Source organism: Bernardetia sp. ABR2-2B, from assembly GCF_037126435.1.
Lineage (GTDB): Bacteria > Bacteroidota > Bacteroidia > Cytophagales > Bernardetiaceae > Bernardetia.
In genome coordinates this window covers 2,041,931-2,062,833 of sequence record NZ_CP147020.1, presented here as the reverse complement: position 1 = coordinate 2,062,833, position 20,903 = coordinate 2,041,931, and the positions used below count along the sequence as shown (strand labels likewise).

Annotated in this window: 12 protein-coding genes; 2 read left to right on the top strand and 10 right to left on the bottom strand. The window is 32.3% G+C overall.

What is annotated here, in order from left to right; genetic code table 11:
* Positions 1-174: 174 nt before the first annotated feature.
* Positions 175-813, bottom strand: a complete 639-nt coding sequence (locus WAF17_RS08600) for a trimeric intracellular cation channel family protein (protein WP_338768829.1) — start codon at positions 811-813, stop codon at positions 175-177.
* A 308-nt stretch (positions 814-1,121) separates the two neighbouring features.
* On the opposite strand from WAF17_RS08600, the gene WAF17_RS08595 reads away from it, so the two are divergent.
* Complete coding sequence (locus WAF17_RS08595) at positions 1,122-4,352, top strand: AsmA-like C-terminal region-containing protein (RefSeq protein WP_338768827.1); 3,231 nt, start codon at positions 1,122-1,124, stop codon at positions 4,350-4,352.
* A gap of 1,414 nt (positions 4,353-5,766) precedes the next feature.
* Positions 5,767-12,417: a BspA family leucine-rich repeat surface protein gene (locus tag WAF17_RS08590; protein WP_338768824.1), complete on the top strand. Its 6,651-nt coding sequence runs from the start codon at positions 5,767-5,769 to the stop codon at positions 12,415-12,417.
* Positions 12,418-13,105: 688 nt separating this feature from the next.
* On the opposite strand, the gene WAF17_RS08585 is transcribed toward WAF17_RS08590, so the two are convergent.
* From WAF17_RS08585 to WAF17_RS08545, 9 genes are all read right to left on the bottom strand, one after another.
* Positions 13,106-13,846 carry a hypothetical protein gene (locus WAF17_RS08585; RefSeq protein ID WP_338768821.1) on the bottom strand — a complete coding sequence of 247 codons (741 nt, stop codon included), beginning with the start codon at positions 13,844-13,846 and terminating at the stop codon, positions 13,106-13,108.
* 40 nt (positions 13,847-13,886) lie between these two features.
* Positions 13,887-14,108, bottom strand: coding sequence for a hypothetical protein (locus WAF17_RS08580; RefSeq protein WP_338768818.1), 222 nt, complete (start codon positions 14,106-14,108; stop codon positions 13,887-13,889).
* A gap of 47 nt (positions 14,109-14,155) precedes the next feature.
* Positions 14,156-14,599 (bottom strand): hypothetical protein, encoded by a 444-nt coding sequence (locus WAF17_RS08575; protein WP_338768816.1) that lies wholly within the window; start codon positions 14,597-14,599, stop codon positions 14,156-14,158.
* 275 nt (positions 14,600-14,874) lie between these two features.
* A complete protein-coding gene (locus tag WAF17_RS08570; RefSeq protein WP_338768814.1) occupies positions 14,875-15,504 on the bottom strand; it encodes a hypothetical protein in 630 nt (209 codons plus the stop codon).
* Positions 15,505-15,809: 305 nt separating this feature from the next.
* Positions 15,810-16,898 (bottom strand): IS4 family transposase, encoded by a 1,089-nt coding sequence (locus WAF17_RS08565; RefSeq protein ID WP_338760955.1) that lies wholly within the window; start codon positions 16,896-16,898, stop codon positions 15,810-15,812.
* A 196-nt stretch (positions 16,899-17,094) separates the two neighbouring features.
* On the bottom strand, positions 17,095-17,274 hold the full coding sequence (locus WAF17_RS08560; protein ID WP_338768811.1) for a hypothetical protein: 180 nt from the start codon (positions 17,272-17,274) through the stop codon (positions 17,095-17,097).
* 377 nt (positions 17,275-17,651) lie between these two features.
* Positions 17,652-17,930 (bottom strand): hypothetical protein, encoded by a 279-nt coding sequence (locus WAF17_RS08555; RefSeq protein ID WP_338768809.1) that lies wholly within the window; start codon positions 17,928-17,930, stop codon positions 17,652-17,654.
* Positions 17,931-18,175: 245 nt separating this feature from the next.
* Positions 18,176-20,083, bottom strand: coding sequence for a histidine kinase (locus tag WAF17_RS08550; protein WP_338768807.1), 1,908 nt, complete (start codon positions 20,081-20,083; stop codon positions 18,176-18,178).
* Positions 20,080-20,826 carry a LytTR family DNA-binding domain-containing protein gene (locus WAF17_RS08545; protein ID WP_338768804.1) on the bottom strand — a complete coding sequence of 249 codons (747 nt, stop codon included), beginning with the start codon at positions 20,824-20,826 and terminating at the stop codon, positions 20,080-20,082. The genes WAF17_RS08550 and WAF17_RS08545 overlap by 4 nt, the downstream gene beginning before the upstream one ends.
* Positions 20,827-20,903 lie beyond the last annotated feature (77 nt).

Genomic DNA, 20,903 nt, shown 5'->3' with positions numbered 1-20,903 from the left:
GGTTAGGTTTTACCATAGTTTTCGACTGCTGGGGATTTATTACCTTAGCTTTCTAAGTCATAAGTAAAGAAATCATACTTGATAAATATGGGAAAGTATTCATTAATCCAGTTTCCTTCTTTTTCTTTAAAACTTCCAATTGTACTTTAAAGTATTACTCATTGTCTTTTTAACTTATTCTTTTTTATTGTCTAATGGCTGCAACTGTGGTAGATGAATATGAAATTTCACAACTATCAATCGCACAATAATTACTGTTAGAGCAGCTACTATCTCTGTTATGCCAGTAAGTAGATGAAAGTAATCACAAATAAAATATACTCCACCTCCAGCAATACAAGAAAGTGCATAAATATCTTTACGGAACAACAAAGGGATTTCATTTAGTAATATATCTCTAATAATACCACCCACAGAACCAGTAATCGTTCCCATAACAATACAGACCCAAATAGAAAGCCCTGCATCAATACTTTTGGTTATACCAACGACAGTAAATAAGCCAAGTCCGATTGTGTCAAACATAAATAAAGTGCTTCCTAGCTTGAATAGCTTATCTTTAAATATTAGTGTAGCAATAAGAGCAACCCCTGTGGTTATAAAGTATTTCGCATCTACTATCCAAAAGGGAGGCAAGTTAAGCAATAGGTCTCTCAATGTTCCTCCACCAATGGCAGTTACTAATCCAATAATATATGCTCCAAACCAGTCCATTTGTTTTCCTGTTGCCAATCTAATCCCACTAATTGCAAAAGCAAATGTGCCAAAAAGGTCTAGCAATACGGTAAAGTCAGCTTGTGAAATATTTTCCATTTATTACTTGAATCTATTTTTTTACAGCCATAGTCTAAGGATATAAGAGCCTATCATAGCTTTGTTATTTTATATTTCTGTAATGGCAAAATTACTTCAAATATACTACAATTTTGAAAACTTGCCTTTCCTTTATAAGTTACTCGGTAAAACCAAGCAACGACTATTGGTTGTTTTTATAGGAACTCTTATTTTTTTAAAGCAAAATTTTACAGTTTGTTGCAATATATTTGTATCTTGTTTTTAAAAATAGACTAGACTAAAATTGATTTACTTGCATTTAACTTAGCACCTATTCAAAATTTAATATGAAAATATTTAAAAGGAAAAAACTTTGGCGTTGGCTTTTGATAGGCTTTCTGTTTTTGTTTGTTTTAGTTTTGATTGCTCCTTATATCCTCTACAAAAATCAAGATTTTATTGCTGAAAAAGTAACCGAGAAACTCAATGAAATGCAAGTAGGACATACTACACTCGGTGGACTGCATATATCGCCCTTCAAAAACTTTCCTTATATCTCTGTTGATTTGGAAGACTTAAAGTTTTATTCTTCTAATGACGAAACGCAGCGTCCTGTCTATGCCTTCGATGATGTCTATATTGGTTTTGATGCTTGGAAGCTTTTGGAAGGCGAATACACCATAAAAAAAATCGTCGTACAAAAAGGAGAGTTACATATTATTCGTTTTGAAGATAGCACTATCAATCTTGTTTTGGCAAAATCACTCAACCCAAAAGAACTAAAAACAGAATTAGAAAAAGCCGAAAAAGATAAGGAAAATCACTTTCATTTAGATTTAAAATCTATAGAACTGATTGATGTTTTTGTAGAAAAAGAAGATCGTTTGGAGAATAATCTTGTACAAACGCAAATAAAAAAAGCAAAAAGCACCTTTACCTATAATACTAATTTTATTGATAACCATTTAGATATTGATTTTGAATTGGTAGATTTGAATCTACACAAGATGGATTTCTTTGTAAAAAAACATATCAATATTATCTCTGATATACATTATAATTTGAAAGATAATTATTTAGATATAGACCCAAGCGAGTTGCAAATAGAAGGAGGTGTTTTTGGTTTGGAAGGGTTTATAGATATAGAAAATGATATGGATATAGATATTTCAATTCAAGGAAAAAAACCTGATTTTAAGCTTATAACTTCATTTGCTCCCCCAGATGTTTATGAAAAACTAGAAAGCTATCGAAATAAAGGTGAGATATACTTCAAGGGAATGATTCAAGGCAAACTGACTGAAGGAAATCCAAAAATAGGATTAGAGTTTGGTTGTGAAAATGCTCAGTTTATCAATCCAAATGCCAACAAGTCTATTAGTGATTTGAGTTTTATGGGATATTATACTAATGGCGAAGAACGCAACCTCAAAACTTCTGAAATTTACCTTACCAACTTGAGTGGAAAGCCTGAAAATAGCTTTGTAAAAGGGAGTTTTCACGTCATAAATTTTGATGACCCTTATTTTTCTATTGACTTGCACTCTAGTTTGAATTTAGTATCTCTATACGAACTTTTTGAGCTGGATATGGTAGAAGGCTTACAAGGACAAGCTATTATTGATATGAATATTGATGAACTCTTAGATGCTGATGATATTGAAGGAATATTAGGTGAGCTAAAAGATGGAACAGATAGCCGTATTGTACTCAAAAATGTCAGTTTTTATGCACCTGATTATTATCCACATCCTGTCAAAAATCTTAATTCAAAGGCAAGTTTTATAGGAGGGAAATTACAAATTGATTATTTTGATGTCGAAGTAGAGGATTCTAAACTAGAACTTTCAGGCTTAGTTTCTAATCTTACGGCACTTCTACACAATAAAGATGCTGATGTAGAAGCCGATTTGAAAGGAAAAGCCTCAAAACTAAATTTACCTGTTTTGTTAGCTTTTGATTCTGCGCTTTCCAAAAGTACGACCGAAGTAATTACTAATCTTGTTTTTGATACAAAATTTCTGACCAATACAAAATATATTCGTCAGGCTGATGGTATTCCACAAGGAGAATTTTTGGTGGATAGTTTGTTTTTTGATTTAAAAAATTACGCTCATACTATTCACGATTTTCATATTGATATTCTTATTGACGAAAATGATATTCGTGTAAAGCGTTTTCATGGCGAAATTGATAAAAGTAATTTTGATTTAGATGCTTATCTCAAAAATTATCATGCCCTTTTGCCAAAACACAAAGAAAAACCTGTTGAGTTTTATATTGATATTACTTCTGATAATCTGATATTCAATGATTTGCTGACCTACGAAGGTATAAATTATCTTCCCAAAGAATACAAAGATGAAACCTTAAAAGATTTTGAAGTAGAAGCCTTACTGAATATCAATAGTAAAAATGTACGAGAAAGTAATTGGTTTGAAAATACTGATTTGAAACTTACAGATTTGCACGGAAAGTTTCGTCAGCACAAGCTCAAAATTGAAGGTTTGCACGGCGATTTTAGTCTGCGAAAAGGAGATATAAGTATCAAAAATTTTAGTGGGAAATTGGGTAAGTCAGATATTAAACTAGAGGCACAACTTTTCAATTATCTTGATAGTACAAAAGAATCTAAGGCAAAAGTCAAATTAGTAGCTCAAACTTTAGATGTCGATGAAATAATGGATTATGAAGAGCCAAAAATGATAAATGAAAAAATAACAAAAGTAAATCATGATAGTGTTTTTAATATTTTTAGTGTTGAGTTTCCTAATCTTGAACTAGATGCAAAAGTAGGCGACTTAACGTATCACAACTATCATTTGACCAATATCACAACTCAAATGCGAAGTACGAGTGAGCATTATTTATACATTGATTCACTTAGTTTTGGTTCTGCTGATGGTCATTTTGACCTCAATGGTTATTTTAATGGCTCAGACCCAACACATATTTATTTTGATAGTGATTTGAAGATTGATGATGCAGACCTTGACAGGCTTTTCTTTAGGTTTGATAATTTTGGACAGGATTTTTTAGTAAAAGAAAATGTTCATGGCAGAATTAGTGGAACTGTAAAGTCTAAGGTTCGGATGCACACAGATTTAGTCCCTTACTTAGGAGAAACTGAAGCTCATGCAGAGTTAAATATAAGAGATGGTAGTTTGGTAAACTTCCCTCCTTTTCAAGCATTTTCTGATTATATGGGAGACAAAGACTTGAAAAATGTCCGTTTTGGAGAACTATCTAATGTTTTCAATATTAAAAAAGGACGTATTGATATTCCACGTATGGAAATAAGTTCTTCGCTTGGTTATATGTTTATTTCTGGTACTCAAAATTTTGATACAGATTTGAAGATGAATTATGTGGTCGAAGTGCCTTTTAAACTAGTCCGACAAGCAGCTTGGCAATCCATGTTTAAGAAAAACAAAAAAGCAGCTAAAGACTTAGAAAAAGTAGAAAATGAAATTCAGAGTTCAGATGAAGATAAAGATGCCACTATGATTAGTATAAATATTTTCGGAACGCCAGATGAGTTTGATTTTAAGCTTGGGAAGGGTAAAAAAAGAAAATAGGTTTCTAAAGACAAGAAATAGCATTTCTCTATTTCCATATAGATGTTTGAAGCGTTTTTTTACTGAAAAATTAGCTCTTCTCACTTTTTACAAACTCTATTCTTGTTTTACAAAAATATAAATTTTGACAACTGCAAAACGGAAGTTACTTTTGCAAGAAATAAAGTATTCGGTGGTGTTGTAGAAAGTATGACTTTTGTTAAAGTGTTTTAGAAAAGCCAAGTTATTGAGTTAAAAATTACCCAAGATACCGTTGAATTCTATGACAGTTACAAATTAAATTGATAATTTTCTTAATATTTTTATCCACTCTTAATATAAGGGAATATTCTTTGAATAATCTTATTTCTGATAAGAAGACGAACTAAAATAGTTTGCTTCAATTTTAATCTATTTAAAAAACCTTATTTTTTGAAAAAATAATCTTAAACTAATATTATGACTAAAGTAAAAATATAATTAGTTTAATTAATTACTATTTATCAGAATACTACTAGATATTTTTCTTTTTGACCTCCCCCAGCCCAGCCCAAGGAGGGGAAAAATACTATTCAAATTCGGAGAGATTGCTTTCAGCGAGGGCTTCGCCTTTTAGTGAGGTCGGATTTTTTTGTCTAGTATTATGATTTATCAGTTCAACATCTTCTAATACATACTTTATGAAAAATATAATTGTATCTTTTGTACTATTCTCAGTCTATGCCTGTAATTTTTTTAACCCTGTACATGCAGTGCGAGTCTTATGTTCTACAGTAGTTACCACAACTGCCGATACAGGAGCTGGCTCTTTGAGAGAAGCTATTAATTGCGCTAATAGTGGCGATTCGTTTGTTTGATGCAATGGGAAGAATGGTTTCTGAAGAAAATAAGAAAAAGAAGGAGCATTCTTAGAAGGAACGATTAACTTAGAAAAACAAGCTGCTGGACTGTATTTACTTCAAATTTCAGGTGCTGAAAGCACAAGAACTGTACGTATTGTAAAAGAGTAATACAGAATAAGATAGATTATAATAATAGAAAACCATTCTTTTTTGAAGAGTGGTTTTTTTGCTTATAATCTGTAATAAGTAACAGAGCGAAAAAGGATAATGGTAAAAGTCAGTGTAAATATTATTCTTTAAAAGGCATTTCAAAAATATGGCTCATCAAAAAATACCCCAAATGCCCTATTTTAACTCATATCTCAATCCAATACTTTTGTAACTCATTATGGGAGAAGCTATTTCTCCACATCTGCAAACACAGTTAAAATGCTTAAAGTAAGATGCTTAACTATAACAGATGATATTATTTCATTTCATAATATTGATTAACAATGTTACAAAAGTTTTACAATTTTCAAATTAATTACTGGCAAAACCTTTTGATTAAAAGTGTTTTTCTATTCATTATTTGCTGTTCTATTCAGCAAGTCATGGCACAACCTACTACAGAAATAGCAAAACTATTAGCAGGAGATGCTGAAAGCAATGATGACTTTGGTTACTCAGTTTCTATTTCAAATAATTATGCTATTGTAGGTGCTCATCTAGAAGATACAAGGGGAGATAATGCAGGAGCAGCTTATATATTTAAACATAATGGTTCAACTTGGGTACAAGAAGCTAAGATACTAGGTAATGATACAGAAACTGGAGATGGTTTTGGTCACTCAGTTTCAATTTCAGGTGATTATGTTGTCGTAAGCTCTTACTTAGAGGATACACAAGGAGATAATGCAGGAGCAGCTTATATTTTCAAACGCAATGGTACAACTTGGATACAAGAAGCCAAAATAATAGGTAATGACACGGAAACTGGAGATTTATTTGGTATTTCTGTTTCCATTGCAGGTGATTATGTTGTTGTAGGAGCTTCAGAAGAAGATACAAGAGGAAACGCAGCAGGTGCTGCTTATGTATTCAAACGTAACGGTACAAATTGGGTACAAGAAGCAAAACTACTAGGTAATGATACACAAGCTATAGATTTATTTGGTACTTCTGTTTCAATTTCAGGTAATGATATTATTGTAGGAGCGTATAGAGAAGATACAGGCGTTTTTGATGCAGGTGCTGCTTATATATTCAAACGTAACGGTACTAGCTGGGTACAAGAAGCCAAACTACAAGCTAATGATGTAGGTGATAGTGATTTTTTTGGTTTTTCTGTTTCAATTTCAGGTAATTATGCTCTTATAGGTTCTCAATTAGAAGATACAGGTGGTAATGCAGCAGGAGCAGCTTATTTTTTCAAACGTAATGGCACAAACTGGATACAAGAAGCCAAAGTACAAGCTAGTAATGTAGGAAGTGGGGATATATTCGGTTACTCAGTTTCAATTTCACGTGATTATGCTATTGTAGGAGCTTTTAGAGAAGATACTGGAGGAAGAGATGCAGGAGCAGCTTATATATTTAAACATAATGGTTCAGCTTGGGTAGAAGAAGCGAAAATACAAGCTAGTGATGTAGAAGCAGATGACTACTTTGGACAGGCTGTTGCCATTTCTAATTATGCTATAATAGGAGCTCGCTTAGAAGATGAAGGAGGTAGTTCAGCAGGGGCAGCCTATATATTTGGCACTCCACCTACCCCAGACTCTTTCCGTACTACTTGGATAACCACTGATGGAACAATCACGATTCCAACAGAAACAACAGAGACATATAATTATGACATCACTTGGACAAACCTTAGCAACACAGGTGTAGGAGACGGCTCTGCTACAGGACAAACTGGAGATTATACCATAACAGGTTTAGAAAATGGGAGTAGTTATGAAATAGCTATTACTGGAGATTTCCCAAGGTTTTATATGAATAATAATTTAGCAGAGAAAACAAAAATAAGAACCATAGAAGCATGGGGGAATATAGCTTGGACTTCGATGGCAAAGGCTTTTTATGGTTGCAACAACCTTACTTATAATGCCACTGATACTCCCAACTTAACAGGAGTCACAGACCTATCTTTCATGTTTCGTAGATGCACCATATTTGATGGTAACACAACTATGAATACTTGGGATACAGACAATATTACAGACATGTCTAGTATGTTTTATGCTGCACAGGCTTTCAATCAAGACATTGGAGGGTGGAATACAAGTAATGTTACAGATATGACTAGTATGTTTAATCTTGCAATGGCTTTCAATCAAGATATTGGAGGGTGGAATACAAGTAATGTTACAGATATGACTAGTATGTTTGGTGCTGCAATAGCTTTTAATCAAGATATTGGAGGGTGGAATACAAGTAATGTTACAAGTATGTATGGTTTGTTTCGAGGTGCAAGAGCTTTCAATCAAGATATTGGAGGGTGGAATACAAGCAATGTTATATATATGCCTGAGATGTTTTTGGGTGCAATGGCTTTCAATCAAGATATTGGAGGGTGGAATACAAGCAATGTTACAGGTATGCATGGTATATTTGAAGGTGCAATAGCTTTCAATCAAGATATTGGAGGGTGGAATACAAGTAATGTTATATATATGTCTGAGATGTTTTTGGGTGCAACGGCTTTTAATCAAGATATTGGTGGGTGGAATACAAGTAATGTTATATATATGTTTGGGATGTTTAGTAATGCAATAGCTTTCAATCAAGATATTGGAGGGTGGAATACAGGTAATGTTACAGATATGTCTGCTATGTTTTTAGGTGCAACGGCTTTCAATCAAGATATTGGAGGATGGGATATATCTAGTGTTGTGGATATGCCAGACATGCTTAATAACTCGGGATTAAATACAACTAACTATGATGCTACACTCATAGGCTGGGCTGGACAGACTCTACAACCTAATATAACTTTAGGAGCTACTGCCTTAACTTACTGTACGGCAGTAGCTGAAAGAAGTACTCTTACTTCTGCTCCTAATAATTGGACAATTACAGGAGATGCTCTTTTGTGTGCTGCAAATGCGAATATTAATGTCCAAGGTAATGGTAATGATATTGCTGATGGAGATATGACTCCAAGCACAACAGACAATACAGACTTTGGTAGTGTAACAACAAGTAGAAGAGTAACCTATATTATTGAAAACACAGGAACAGCAGATTTAGATATTTCATCTATCAATGTGATTGGTGCAAATAGCTCTGACTTCTCTTTAGGTATATCATTTCCAGTAACTATTCTACCAGGAGGGTTAGGCATTCGCATGGATCTTACGTTTACACCTTCTGCTGCTGGGTTGCGTACTGCAACGATTACTATTAATAGTAATGACCCTGATGAAGCTGCTTTTGATTTTGCTGTACAAGGTACAGGGGATATAGCTTCAAATAACAATGCCTTAAGTTTAGATGGAGTTGATGACTATGTTGATATTGGTTTTATTCCTGTTACCTCAGCATATACTTATGAAATGTGGTTTAAGGCAGATACACCTAATACTATGTTATTAGATGGGACAGATGCTGCTGGTAGTCTTCAAAGTTATAGTTTTCTTGGTTTTGGGAGAGGAGGAGAATTACGATTTGGACAACGTGTTCCAGCTGCAGATTTAGGAGGAGACGAGATTACTACAACAGGAGTAAATTATATTGATAATCAGTGGCATCACATAGCTGCTGTTAAAACTACTACACAACTCTTACTTTACTTCGATGGTGTTTTAGTTGGAAGCACTGCATCAACAACCTCTATAAACAATAACGTTTATTATTATTTAGGTCATTTAGGAAGTGGTAATAGAAGGCTTAGTGGTGCTTTAGACGAAGTTCGTATTTGGAATGTAGCTCGTAGTTGTTCAGAAATTAATGCGAATATAAATAATGAACTAGTTGGAAATGAAACAGGTTTACTCGCTTATTACAACTTTAACCAAGGGGTTGCAGGAGGAAATAATACAACAGTTACGACCTTGAATGACTTGACAAGCAACAATAATGATGGAACACTCACTAATTTTGCTCTGACAGGAGCTTCTTCAAACTGGATCGACGGCTCTTCAAATGGTGTTAGTGGTACTGTGCCAAGCAATATAGCTGAAATAAACGTACAAGGAAATGCTACTTCTATTGTTTCTGGTGATGTTACCCCAAGTGTTGCTGATAATACAGATTTTGGAAATGTAACAACAAGCAGAACCATTACTTATACTATTCAGAACACAGTAACAAACTCTAGCTTAACTATTTCTTCCATTAATGTAACAGGAACAAATGCAACAGATTTTGCAGTAAGTAATTTTACAAATAATACTACTATTGCTGGAAATACCACGACTACATTTGATGTTACTTTCACTCCAAGTGGAACAGGAACAAGAACTGCAACAATTACCATCAATAATAACGATTGTGATGAGAGAGATTATTATTTTTCTGTACAAGGAACAAATATAAGTCCTCCAGAAATAAACCTTCAAGGAAATGGCAATGATATTCTAAATGGAGCTACATTTGTCAGTACAGGTAATAGTACAGATTTTGGTACAAGTTGTTCAGTAGTTACACATAGATTTACTATACAAAACACAGGTACAGGAACATTAAATTTGACAGGAACACCGTTAGTAGCTATTTCAGGATCATCTGATTTTGATGTCAGCACACAACCAGCAGCAAATTCAATTCTTGCAAATGGAAGTCTGATATTTGATATTACTTATACACCAACCAACACAGGTACACAGACAGCCACAATTTCTATTGCTAATAATGATAGTAATGAAAACCCTTATACTTTTATAGTTAGTGGGACAAAATTAGCTGATACTCAAGTTCCAAGTCTTACTCTTCCTACTGATATAACAATTCCTGTTGATGCAGCAAGTTGTACAGCAGTGGTAAACTATTTCATTTCAGTAAACGATAATTGTGAGATAGCCACTAACAACCAAACGGCAGGATTATCTTCAGGCTCTGCATTTCCTATTGGTGTTACTACAAATACTTTCGTAGTAACTGATGCAGCAGGAAATACTACAACAGAATCATTCACAGTAACGGTTAATCCTACAAGGGAAATTGATGTTATTGGCAACTCTGTTAGTATCGTAAATGGAGATATTACACCAAATACAGCAGACGACACAGATTTTGGAAATGTAATTACAGATAACACCAAAACCTATGTACTGTCTAATACAGGAAGCGAAGTAATATCTATAGCTTCAATTACAAGTGATAATGCAGAGTTTGTAGTATCTAATATTCCGACAACAATAGCAGCAGGAGCAACAGAAACATTTGATGTTACTTTTACTCCAACTACCTATCTAGTACAAACAGCTACAATTACGATAAATAATGATGATTGTGATGATGTAGTATATGAATTTATGGTGCAAGGAAAAAAGGTAGTTCCTACTCCACCTTTACCAACACCTGCTACGCCTATTAACCTTGTGGCAACAGCTATCAGTACAACACAGATTAATCTTGAATGGCAACCGATTACACAGAATATAACTTCATACAGACTTTTTCAAAACAATGTTCTGATTGCAACTCTACCAAGTAATGCATCAAGTTATGAAGCAATAGATTTGAACCCTGATACTTTTTATTCTTTTAGTTTAGTTTCTGTAAATGAAAGAGTTGGAGAGACAAAACTTTCAGCTCCTGTAGCTGATAATGAGTGGACATTCCCAGAAATACCTAGCGTACTTTCAGTTTCTACAGTTTGTGGAGAAGGAAAAGCTACACTAAAAATGACTGCTCCATCAGGAACGATTTATAGAGTTTATGACCAACAAACAGATGGAAATTTATTGGTAGAAAGTGATGATTCTGATTTTGAATTGCCTTCAATTTCACAAAATACGACTTTCTATATTTCGGTTGTCGGAATTGGTAGAAAGGAAAGTGAAAGAATAGCTGTTGGTGTAGGAACACAAGCTACTTTTGAGGCTAAAATCACAGGAGAAAGTAACCAAACAAGCTGCGAAAACGCTATCGAACTGACAGCACAAGAAGTAGAAAATGCAACTTATAGTTGGTTTTTGAATGGAAATGATGCAGGATTGACAGGACAAACTATTATTGCAAATCGCCAAGGCAGTTATCAAGTTTTGGTGCAAAAAGGCGTTTGTAGCTTTATTTCTGAAAAGGTAAGAGTCAAATTAAACCAAAATCCAGTAGCTAAAATCCAGCAGCAAAACGGCATAAGATTCTGTCAAAATGGAACAATCAATGCTATTTTAGCAGGAGAAAATGTAAGTTATGAATGGCTTCTAAATGATGAGGTAATTGGAAATGCTCAAAGTCAAGAAGTTACTCAATCTGGAATTTATACGTTGCAAGTAACAAATGAAAACGGCTGCCAAGCAAGTGCAGAAGTGGAAGTAATCATTACAGATATTCCTCAAAATCCTGTTTTGGAAACCTCGCAAAGTACAGTTTGTCCGAATACAGAAACAATAATTTCTATTCAAAGCCCTCAAAATAATGTAGTTTATGAGTGGCTCAGAAGTGGTAGAGTCGTAAGAGAATATGAAAATCTAACTTCTATTTCTACTTCTAACCAAGGAAGTTATCAAGTTCGTAGTATTTCTAATGAAAATGCTTCTTGTAGTTCAGTTTCAAATGAAATAGCCATCAATCATTTTGAAATTATGCCTATCTATTTGAGATTAAGTGAGGATAAAAAATCACTTTTTGTAGAAGATATAAATAATTCTCAAGCTGAAGTTTCAAGCGTAGAATGGTATTTTGAAGGAGAATTAAACACAAATTTGGGTGCTGAATTTGAAATTGTTCCGACAGAGAAAGGTTATTATTCTGCCAAAATCACAAATCAAAATGGTTGTCAGATTCAGACCAGAACAGCTTATTTCACTCTTAAAGATGACACCATTACAGGCGAAGAAGATTTGAAAGACGATGTGTTCAAAATTTATCCAAACCCTAGTAATGGAAGGTTCAATATTCACTTTGGAAAAGCTCTCTTAGAAGATATTGAAATCACTATTTTTGATGGAATTGGTAGAGAAATTCATTCTACAACCTTCGAAAAAGGAAGCCAAGACTTTCAAATTAATCTTCAAAAACAATCTAGTGGAATGTATATGATGCGTTTTAATCAAAATAATTCTTCTTACTCTAAACAGCTTATTATTGACTAAAAATAATCAAGAAAAATTAAGATTAAAGTAGCAAATCAAAAACCATTCTTTTTTAAGGAATGGTTTTTTTGTAGAGGCTAATGACACAAACTTTATTCATTTTCAAGCAACACCAAATTTCAATCTTGATGAATCTATTTCTACATAAATATTAATTTGACAATAATTTAAAAACTAAGTAGTAAGTTTTTCTATAGTTTGAAGTTGTTTAAAAATAGAAAACTATGTTTTCAAAATGAGTTTTTTATAGCAAATAGGTCAGTTCCAAAGGACAGACCGCCTACTAAGGTTGCAAGTATCAACTGCAAAACGGTCTGCTCTACGAGACTGACCTATCTAGGAGTAATTCTTAAACAGTTTCTTTCTTTGAAATTTTCACTACAAAATTCGAAAGGAAAACCCAAAAGCTGCTAATTATTTTAAAGATATAGAAAATCAATAAATTTAGAGAGCAAACAAAGATGCAACAATGATTAGTATCAATATATTCAGAACGCCAGGTAAATTTGATTTCAAGGTTGGAAAGAGGAAGAAGAAAAGGTGAAATATTTTCGAAGACAAAAACTGACAAAATAATCCGTCAGCTTTTGTGATATTAGAAGTGTTTGAAGTTCACAGATTTTTTGTAAAATCTCATCAACTTCAAACTTCTCCCCCTTTATTTAAACGTTTGTACAGACCTAAACAATTAGGCAACTAATTTTTTTCTAAATTCTTCGCTCAAATATTCTCTTACTTTTGTATCTTTTAGTTGTTCTTTTGATACTTTCATAGCATCTAAATTGAGTTTTGGAATAGCATCATTAGATTGTTTGTATTCTGCATTATTAGTTGTTTCATAAGCTAGAAATTCTCTCACAAAATAATTAACCGAACGGTCGTTAGATGTAGGTGTTTTACTTCTTTCATGTACATTGAAACGAGGGTAACCTGCTGGTAGAAGAGCCTTTTTGAAAGGAAATTTTTCTCCTTTATAGACAAAAGAAAATGTATTTTCATTTATTGTCTCCTGTTCTATATTGTCGTAATCAAAAACTTCGTTGAGAATACATTTTTCGCCATCAAAAACGGTGTAATGCAATCCTTTATCCGTTGCGACTAAATAATACAGAGACATATCGGCTTTACTGGTAAACGTAATTGCTCCTACAATGGCTTCTTTAGCTTGAGATTTGAAAGATTCTGGCAGTTTTGCAGAAATTACCCCAACAATATTTTCTCCTTTTGTAATCTCTGACATCAAACCAAATTTATTTGGATTAGAGAAATATTCATTGACAATTTTTTCTTTGTCCTGTGTCCACTCACTTTCAAATTCGTCGTGAGCTGCTGTATATTGTTCTTTGAATTTAGGATAATAAACTTTCATATAATAGAAGTAACCTCCCAAAACTAAACCGAGAATGATTATTGGAAAAATAAAAGACATAGTTATTGAATTTTTAGTAGTATATATTAAATGATAATGATTAACGATATGTTGGCTTTGCATTGCCATTCTCATCTGCTGGATAAGAATGTTTTTTTTGTGTTTTATACTCTAGCCAACCAAATAAGAAGTATAAAAGTATTCCTCCCACAACTGCATAGATTCCATAAGTTCGCATCTCTTGAAAAAACAGTAGTAGTATTCCAGCAAATAGAGAAGATAAAGCAGAATATTTTAGACGATAGAAAAGTCTGTGTAGCATATATTTTGAGTTTTATGTTATAAATTACTCTCAAGTATATTGTTTGTCTATTTTTGTTCTTCCTCCTCCTCATCTGATTTAGATAACATACCAAAGATGGCTAACCCTATAAATCCCATCAAAATCAGCTTTCCTCCAAATTTTGCCCATAACCCTAAAGGATTATCATCTAAATCTAAATCGTATTTTTCTTGGAGTTCTTGGAGCTCTTCGGCTGTGATTTCATAATAGGTACTATGATTTTTATTGTAGAGAACATACTTTCCTTCTATATTCCAGAATGGAATAAAAACGATTCCATATTCTTCATAGATATAGCCCAAGTCTAAATAATATCCTGCTTGTTCTGGTTTTAGGTTTTCTTCGTCGGGTAGTTCCTCTACTACTGTTATTTCTTCACACGGAAAACATACTGGAATCGGAATCCCTTTTGCTTGAGTATATGAGATAACAGAAATAAAGAACAGCGAAAGCAATATCAATTTTTTCATTGAAATAAAGATTTTAAGAATTAGTGTAGGTAGTAAGACATAATTAGCGAGTGATTTGGCTTCGCCGAGCTATCGGTTTTATGATCAATATGATAATTAAAGGATAATACAATGAAAATTAAATAAGTATTAAAAAAAACTACTATTGTTCGTATTTATATTTATCTTGTATTTCATCTTAAAAATCATATAAATCACTTGCTAATCAGTTATATGTATTGTTAATTTTGTATGACTACTTAGGTAAATTTAGTATGAGTAAAAAAACGGAGAGACTATTTGATAAAATCTCCCTCTAATGTCCATTTGTAGGATCTACTCATAGTAGCAGCGAATTTACGTCGCTTTATACGAAGCTGAAGAGTAGGCTTTTCATTACCTTTATTCTCAATAGTAAAATTACTGCAATATGCTTTCTTTACGTTCGTAGCTTCTTTAAATTTTACTGTAGATTCCTTTATAGCTTTACGTACTACTTCCAAGTTTATCACTTTTGGAGAAAATAGGTAAGGCTGATATGTTTCGTAAGTATTTGATATTTTTCCGTTAATAGGTCCTCCAACAGTAATATCAACACCACTATTACTGAGACTGCCGTCATTGTCAATATCATATTCTACAATAGCATCTTTATCATCACCCTTTACAAAAGTAAGGCTCATTGAACTAGAGAAGTCATCTTGAGAGCCAACATTAGCTGAGTAATGAAATTCCATTAATTCAATCTTGTTTTTATCAAGGTCTGGGTAGTGGGAGTTGATGTATTCAAATAACTTTTCGAAGGCATCATCATTTTCCAATATGTCATTTGGAAGGTCAGATGTTTCTGTCGTATCTGTAGATGTTTGGCAAGAAGTGAAAGCGAGAGCAAAAAACAATAAAAACAATAAACTTAAAGGTCTCATAAAGCAATAGGCGTTTAGTTTGTAAAATAATATACTACAAATGTAGTCGTCGCCTAACCTACTTAAAAGCTCCTTTTAGTATCTGTATAGATATTGTTCAAAAGTGTAAGTAACTATGAAGTATTCGTTTTATTTGCCAATAATAGGAAGTTTCATTCGTGTTTTTTTCTTCCCTTTCTTGATAAAAATATGATTGAGGAATATTTGTAAATACTAAATAGATAACTAACCAAGTATATTATATTTTTAGTTTTAATAGAACAGGTTTTTTATATAAAAAAAATGAGACTTTTATGTCCTTGTTCTTACTCCATTGACAAAACTTTAATTTTTTGATCAAATTTAGTTTCACTAGTCATTGGATTATTGAGTATTTTTTTAATTTCTATTAATCCATATCTGAAAAAAGAGTATTCATTATATCCATTTGAACAGACTCTTATTTTTGTTTTTTTATGTTTCCATTCTCCTACTTTGTAACACCAAACAAAGGCAATGGAACACAAAGCAATTAATTTAGCTATTTTATTTGGTTCTGTTAATTTTGTATTTTCTAAGTTAAAACCTTGTGATTTTAGTGCTTTAAACAACGTTTCGATTTCCCAACGTTGTTTATAAATTTCAAAAATATTATCCAATAAAACAGGTGATGCTAAATAAATATATCCTTTTTGTGTTCGACTTACAGATAAATATACCTCTGCTTCATTGACTACAAATGTTCCATCTAGTTGATAGGTTTCTGAAATCGAAAGCCCTCTACACCATGCTACAATAGACTTTGTTTTCCCTTTTCTAGTAGCTTTAAAGTTAGATTTTATACGCATTACAAAATCAAATTTTTTTGTAGCTAAATAGAAAAACCATTTTTTACCTATAAACTCTCTATCTGCTACAAGAGCAGTAATAGATAAATTAGGAAATTGATTTAAGAAATCTTCTATCAAATCAATTCGTTGTTGAGTAGCTGAATTTCCTGTCCTCGAAAGTACAGACCAACAAAGAGGAATAGATACCCCTTTATGAGCTGCTGAGAGAAGCAAAATATTAATATGCTCTTTTCCAACTTTCCAATTCGTTCTATCCAAACACAGTACGATATTTTCCCATTGTTCAATGCCTTCTAAGGAAATAATCAAATTAGTAATTGCTTGAAAATCAAGCTCATAATAATTTAAAAAGCGTTCTATACGACGTAAAGAAGAACTGTATTCTACATTCCTTTCAAACGCAGTTGCAATTTGAATTAAACCTCCTAGACCTACCTTTATAACAGCTATTACAAAAAGACCTATAAATTGAACTCGGGCTAAATGAAACCCTTTTAAATGAGAAGATAAAACACTAACTAATTTTGTAACTTTACCACTAGAAGCATACTTTGCTTTCGCCATAATTGAGAAAAATTTTGTGAGAAACTCAATTATGGCTTTTTTTTATCTAAATTTAAAATCTTTTGTCAGAGGACTGAGGTCCTTGTTACTTATATTTTTTGATAACTAAAATTTGAAACTGATATAGTTGAATGTACAACGAAACCCCCTACTTTAAGAAGGGGGTTGGTTTTTTGTTATAGAACCGTACATTGAATTAGCAACAGTAGTAACGCTGAGACAGAGGTGAGTAACAATGATCTTTATTTATACTTCTACAATACTGCCTTGAGGGTTGACCACCTCCACCTTCACCATTAATGGTATCATAAAACTCTCCACCTTTAATTTCACTAGCTTCTTTAGTTGATAAACGAAATTTTTTGAATTTTTTCATATGTAAATTTGATTTGAAAAATGAAATAATAGTACAAACATTTGGCTATTCAATGACTTGAACTGATTGCCAACATTATAAAAGTAAACAGATACACTATTATTTAAAAGCTCCTTTTAGTATCTGTATAGATATTGTTCAAAAGTGTAAGTAATTATAAAGTATTCGTTTTATTTTCCAATAATAGTGAGTTTTATCGAAACTTTTGTGCCTTTTCCTTTTTTGTGCTTTGAGAAGAGTGTTTATAAATAAAATGGTAAGAAATTTTATTTTGAAGAATAGCATTAATACAAGTTTGAATAAGTATTTTTTACCAACAAGTATTTAAAAGACACTATCCTATTAACTTACACACTTGATAGGATAGTGTCAACATATTAGTCGCAAGGGAGAGATTCAACCACATTTTTAGCTGTTTCCTCTTCTTCTTTTGTCCAACAATGTGCATCAATATTTGCTTGTAAAGATTTTTTATATGCTTTACAGTTAGCATCAGATTTGATACCCTGATAATATTCTGCCCAAGCATCTTGTGATTGAGTTGTCAAAGCATCACAATCTACTTCAACTTCATTATCTTTACATGAAGTAAGAGCAAATGAACAGACTAATATAGTAATTAAAATAATTTTGAAAATATTTTTAGATTCTTTCATTATTTTTGTGATTTGTAAGATAAAATAACATATTAATATTTTATTATTAGTCGAAAGTGAGAAAAAGATGTAATTATCTCTATTCCATTTATTAAGAGTAAACCTAATTGTTTCATACTTATACTCAATAACTCGAACTAATAATTAATACTACGAAGGTAAGGGTGTGTGCTAGTACTTGAAATCTCCTTTTAGTATCTGTATAGATATTCTTCAAAAGTGTAAGTAACTATGAAGTATTCGTTTTATTTGCCAATAATAGGAAGTTTCATCAAAACTTTTGTGCCTTTTCCTTTTTCCGAAACAATCTGATAATCTGTTGGTGTATTGTGTTTTTTAGACAAAATTTGTAATCTCTCTTTTGTGATAGCTCCAGAAAATGATTTTTTCTTTGTTTCTCTTATCTCTTCTATTCCTATTCCATTATCTATAATTTCTATTTCTAATTGATTTTTTTCTACAAGCTCTCTGATAACAATTTGCACTTTCCATTCTTTACTTTCTCCTTTAAAACCGTGCAAAATGCTATTTTCTGCAAAAGGCTGTATGAGCATAGGAGGAATAAAAATTGCACCTGTTTCTACCTCTTCATTGACATTGATATGATATTCAAATTTGTCTTGAAAACGAGTTTGTTGTAATTTGAAATAGGTTTCTAAGGTTTCTAATTCGTCTTCTAATGAAATAGTTTCTTGTCGGCTAAGTTCTAAGTTGCTACGTAATAACCTGCTAAAATAATTGAGGTAATTTATTGCCTTTTTAGAATCTTGAAAACGAATCATACTTTGAAGAGTGGAAAGTGTATTAAAAATAAAATGAGGTTCCATCTGCGTACGAAGAAGTTTTTGTTCTAATACTACTTGCCTATATTCTTGCTGTAATTTTTGATTTTTCTGCCTGTAATATAAAACAGCCATACTAGAGAGAATTACTATTATTAGCAGAGTAACGATAATAAGCATTGATTGAGTAGTTTGAAGCTGATTCTCTTTTACTTTCACACTTCTACTTAGCATCGTTATTGACTTCTGATTTTCTTTAAGTTGATACATAGACTGCATCTCTTCCTTTGCTTGTAATTCTGATTTTCGTTGTGTGATAGTCTGCAAATCAATTACTTTATTTTTAGCTTTTTTGTATTTTTCGAAATCTTTAGTCTCATAATAATAGGTTGCCATAGCACTCCAAAAAGGAATACTGTCAGTAACTTGAAGATGATAATTATATTTTTCTAAATCCTGTAATTGGTTGATAAGACTTTTTGCTTCTGTTAGCTGTTTTCTATCTACACTATTTTCTAAAAGGTGACAATAGCCAATATAAATATTTCCTATAATAGTACTATTAGGCTCATCTAAATATTTATTTTTCTCAAACTCTACTACTTTTTCAAAGTAGACTTTTGCAGAATCTAGCTGTTTTGTCAGCTCAAAAAACTTTGCTTTGTGTTCGTAATAAAAGCGTTTGGCAACTTCTGTATCTGAATATTTTTCTACCTTCTCTAAATAAATTTCTAAAGAATCCGTATTTACTCCTCTTTGGTATCCACTAGCAAACAACTGAGAATATACTCTAAACCAAAGATAGTTTTCTTTAATAGCTGGAGAGAGAAATTTTTCAGCTTTCTTATTTAGTTCGAAAGCACTTTCATAAAGCCCTATTTTTATATTTGCCTGACCACTATGTAAATAGTATTGTATCTTACTCTCATTAGGAACATCTACAAAAGGATTTACATCTAGTATTGAAATTGTTTTATTATAGTAAAAAGAGGCTAAAAATATTTTACCTTTAAGTTGAGCAATATTACCCAAACCGTTATATATAGATAGTTTTACGTTTTCGTATCCTTCTATATTTTCAACTAGCATCAGAGCTTTGGTTACATAAACTTCTGCACTATCCATATTTTGAGATGCAAAACTTCGTGCTATCATGTAATTTATTTTTGCTCTCACTACTACATCAGAAGCATATCTTTCTTCTTTTAGTTTGTCTTGCCAAAACGCTGTTGCACTTTTCTGAAAATCACTCTTAACGACTGTTGCTGTTATTTCTTTCAATAGCTCATCTCTAGTAGGCTCTGTTTGTGCAGCCACTGGGAAAGTAATAGTCAGTAAATACAAAAAGACTGTAAAAATATATTTTATCATAATCCACTCAAGCTATTTAGTACGTATTCTTTTCTTCTAACCGAAACAGAAATATTCTTTCCATTTTTCAATAGAATATAACCTGTCTTTAAATATTTATCAATATGAAATTTATTGACTAAAAAAGATTGATGACAACGCAAAAAATACTCTGAAGGCAAAACTTCTTCATAAAACTTGAGTGTCTTGGAGGCTATAATCATTGTGTTATTCTGTAAATGAATTTTGGTATAAGACGAATCACTTTCACAGAAAATAATATCTTTCAACCCTACCATTTGGATAAAATCAACGGAAGAGATAGAAATCATATCTTCTAAAGTAAGTTTCTTTTTTTGATAAACTCGGTTTGTAAGAGCCAATCTTTCATTAGAGTCTATCAATGTCTTTTCCTTCAGTCGCTCTACGGCTGATGCAAATTCTTCATCATTAACAGGCTTCAAAAGATAATCAAAAGCTCCATATCGAATGGCTTTTATGGTATGCTGCTCAAAAGCAGTTATAAATATAAACTTGAAGTCAAGTTGTGGAAGTTGATTCAAAATCTCAAAAGATGTTCCATCTGAAAGCTGAATGTCAAATAAAACTAAATCTGGTTGTAGCTTTGCTATTTGTTTAGTAGCCTCTTTGACTGTTCCACTACTCCCCAAAAACTCTAATAAAGGATGATGAGTAACGTGCCATATCATTTCTTCTCTGACCATAGGCTCGTCTTCTACAACAAAGGTTTTTATTTTATCCATAGCAGTAAACTTATTTTATACTTAAACGGAATGATAACTCTTAATTACAAGGGAACGTAAATGTATGAAGATATAGT